The organism is Streptomyces sp. NPDC060205 (assembly GCF_042728395.1).
GTDB lineage: Bacteria > Actinomycetota > Actinomycetes > Streptomycetales > Streptomycetaceae > Streptomyces.
In genome coordinates this window covers 1-3605 of the sequence record NZ_JBHWZP010000551.1, presented here as the reverse complement: position 1 = coordinate 3605, position 3605 = coordinate 1, and the positions used below count along the sequence as shown (strand labels likewise).

Annotated in this window: 2 protein-coding genes; both read right to left on the bottom strand. The window is 70.0% G+C overall.

Translation table 11 applies throughout. The features are described 5' to 3' along the window. Positions 1 to 233: 233 nt before the first annotated feature. Complete coding sequence (locus tag ACFWGJ_RS42775; RefSeq protein ID WP_387334370.1) at positions 234 to 1859, bottom strand: FAD-dependent oxidoreductase; 1626 nt, start codon at positions 1857 to 1859, stop codon at positions 234 to 236. A gap of 6 nt (positions 1860 to 1865) precedes the next feature. Continuing rightward, a complete protein-coding gene (gene glpK / locus ACFWGJ_RS42770; RefSeq protein WP_387334369.1) occupies positions 1866 to 3413 on the bottom strand; it encodes a glycerol kinase GlpK in 1548 nt (515 codons plus the stop codon). Positions 3414 to 3605: the final 192 nt, after the last annotated feature.

The following is a 3605-nucleotide window of genomic DNA, read 5'->3' as shown; positions in this document are numbered from 1 at the left end:
CCCCCACCGGCCCGCAGACGGACGCGGTTCTTGAGGGGCGCGGGGAACGGCGCAGTCTTTTGCCTTTGCCTTTAGGGGCGCGGGGAACTGCGCAATCTTTTGGCTTTGAGCCGCACACGGAACGCGGCGCCCAGCCCTGTTCCTTCAGGGGCGCGGGGAACTGCGCGACCGGCCACGACGGGGCCGCACCGTTCCAACCGCGGCGCGGCCCGGTGGGGGCGGGCCCCCAGGGACTACTTGTTGTCGAGCAAGTTCTGTACCTTGCCCCGTATCTCGTCGTCCGCCAGGCCACGGATGGTGAGCGTCGTGCGCCGCCGCAGCACGTCGTCCGCAGTCTCCGCCCACTCGTTGTCACGGGCGTACACGACCTGCGCCCAGATCTCGGGCGCGTCCTCGTGCACGCGCTGCGCCAGCTCCGGGTTGTCCTCGGCCAGTCGCGCGATGTCGAAGGCCAGCGAACCGTAGTGCGTCGCCAGGTGCTTGGCGGTGTCGGCGCCCATCCGCGGACCGGCCGCGGGGGAGTCGACCAGCAGCCGGTGCGCGACCGCGCGCGGGTTGGCGACCCCCGGCAGCGGCAGCTTCTTCGGCAGCGCCGAGACCGGCTCGAAGTCCTCGCCCAGCGGCCGGCCCGGCAGCGTCTCCAGCTGCTTCATGACGGTCCGGCCGATGTGCCGGAAGGTCGTCCACTTGCCGCCCGCGACGGACAGCATGCCGCCCCGGCCCTCGGTCACGACGGTCTCCCGCTTGGCCTTCGACGTGTCGCCGGGGCCGCCGGGCAGGACGCGCAGCCCCGCGAAGGAGTACGTGATCAGGTCGCGGGTCAGCTGCTTGTCGCGGATCGAGAACGCGGCCTCGTCCAGGATCTGTGAGATGTCCTTCTCGGTGACCGAGACGTCCGCCGGGTCGCCCTCGTACTCCTCGTCGGTCGTGCCGAGCAGCAGCATGTCCTCCCAGGGGAGGGCGAAGGTGATGCGGTACTTGTCGATCGGCGTGGCCAGCGCGGCCTTCCAGGGGGAGGTGCGCTTGAGGACCAGGTGCGCGCCCTTGGAGAGGCGGATGGAGGGCGCCGCGTTCTCGTCCTCCATCTTGCGCAGGTGGTCCACCCACGGCCCGGTCGCGTTCAGCACCAGGCGTGCCGACACACCGAACTCGTCCCCGGAGAGCGTGTCCTTCAGCTCGGCGCCGGTGACCCGGCCCCGGGTGAAGCGCAGGCCGGTGACGGCGGCGTGGTTGAGCACGGTGGCACCCGACTCGACGGCCGCGCGGACCGTCATCAGGGCCATCCGGGAGTCGTTCATCTGGTCGTCGCCGTACACGGCCACGGCCTTCAGGTTGTCCGTGCGCAGCTCGGGAACGTCCTGCGCGGCCTTCGACGGCGAGAGCAGATGCCCGACGCCGTCACCGAAGGCCGACAGCGCCGAGTACGCGAAGACACCCGCGCCCAGCTTCGCCGCGCCGTGCGGCCCGCCCTTGTACACGGGGAGGTAGAACGTGAGCGGGTTCGCCAGGTGGGGGGCCACCTGGCGGGAGACCGCACGGCGCTCGAAGTGGTTCTCCGCCACCAGCTTCACCGCGCCGGTCTGCAGGTAGCGCAGACCGCCGTGGAGCAGCTTGGAGGAGGCGGAGGAGGTCGCGCCGGCGAAGTCGCCGGCGTCGACCAGGGCCACCCGCAGACCCGACTGCGCGGCATGCCAGGCGGTGGAGATGCCCAGGATTCCGCCACCGATCACCAGGAGGTCGTATGTCGACTTGGACAGCTGCTCCCGGGTCTCGGCGCGGCCCACTGCCTTCGCGTGGAAGGCGGCGGAGCCGTTGGCCGGGTGCGTCCCAAGAGCCGGGACACTCTGCAGGGTGGTCATTGCGAATTACTCCTCGTCAGCATCGTCTTCGAGCCAGCCCATGGTCCGCTCGACGGCCTTGAGCCAGCTCTTGTACTCACGGTCACGGGTGTCCGCGGCCATGTTCGGGGTCCATTCCGCGGCCCGCCGCCAGTTGGCGCGCAGGTCCTCGGTGTTCGTCCAGAAGCCGACGGCGAGACCGGCGGCGTAGGCGGCGCCGAGGCAGGTGGTCTCGGCGACCATCGGGCGCACCACGGGGGCGTCCAGGACGTCGGCCAGGGTCTGCATCAGCAGGTTGTTGGAGGTCATGCCGCCGTCGACCTTGAGGGCCGTCAGCTCGACGCCGGAGTCCTTCGTCATGGCGTCGCTGATCTCGCGGGTCTGCCAGGCGGTGGCCTCCAGGACGGCGCGCGCGATGTGCGCCTTGGTGACGTACCGGGTCAGGCCGGTGATCACACCGCGGGCGTCGGGACGCCAGTACGGGGCGAACAGACCGGAGAAGGCCGGCACGAAGTACGCGCCGCCGTTGTCCTCGACCGACAGCGCGAGCGTCTCGATCTCGGCGGCGGACTTGATGAGGCCCATCTGGTCACGCATCCACTGGACGAGCGAGCCCGTGACGGCGATGGATCCCTCAAGGGCGTAGACCGGCTTCTGGTCGCCGATCTGGTAGCCGACGGTGGTCAGCAGGCCGCTGTACGAGTTGATGAGCTTGTCACCGGTGTTCATCAGCATGAACGTGCCGGTGCCGTACGTGGACTTGGCCTCGCCCTCGGCGAAACAGGTCTGGCCGAACAGGGCCGCCTGCTGGTCGCCGAGCGCGGAGGCGACCGGGATGCCGCCGAGCAGGTCGCCCAGCTTGCCGCCGGTGACCTCGCCGTACACCTCGGCCGAGGAGCGGATCTCGGGCAGCATGTTCAGCGGCACGCCGATGGACTCGGCGATCTTGGGGTCCCACTGCATGGTGTGCAGGTTCATCAGCATCGTGCGGGAGGCGTTGGTGACGTCGGTGACGTGCCGGCCGCCGTTCGCACCGCCCGTCAGGTTCCAGATGACCCAGCTGTCCATGGTGCCGAAGAGGATGTCGCCGGCCTCGGCGCGCTCACGCAGCCCCTCGACGTTGTCGAGCAGCCAGCGGGCCTTGGGACCGGCGAAGTACGAGGCGAGCGGCAGGCCGGTCTCGCGGCGGAAGCGGTCCTGGCCGACGTTGCGGCCGAGCTCCTTGCAGAGCGCGTCGGTGCGGGTGTCCTGCCAGACGAGGGCGTTGTGGACGGGCTCACCGGTGTTCTTGTCCCACAGCAGCGTCGTCTCGCGCTGGTTGGTGATGCCGATGGCCTTGATGTCATCGCGGGTGATGCCCGCCTTCTCGACGGCGCCGGCGACGACCTCCTGGACGTTGGTCCAGATCTCGGCGGCGTTGTGCTCCACCCAGCCCGGCTTCGGGAAGATCTGCTCGTGCTCCTTCTGGTCGACGGAGACGATCCGGCCGTCCCGGTCGAAGACGATGCAGCGGCTGGAGGTGGTGCCCTGGTCGATGGCGGCGATGAAGGGGCCGGCGGTGTGCGCGTCGGTCACGGTGTGCTCCTGAAAGTCCGTGGGTTCCGTGGGTGAGGGGCTGGCTTACGGCGTATTGCTTCCGGCTCCGGCCGACGGGCCGCCCCAACCCCCACGGCGAGGGGGCCCCCGGGGCCTAACGGGGCCCACAAAACAAGGGAAGCAAATGGGGCCGAGACAAGGGTGGTTACGCCAGGCGACCCGACGCCGCAA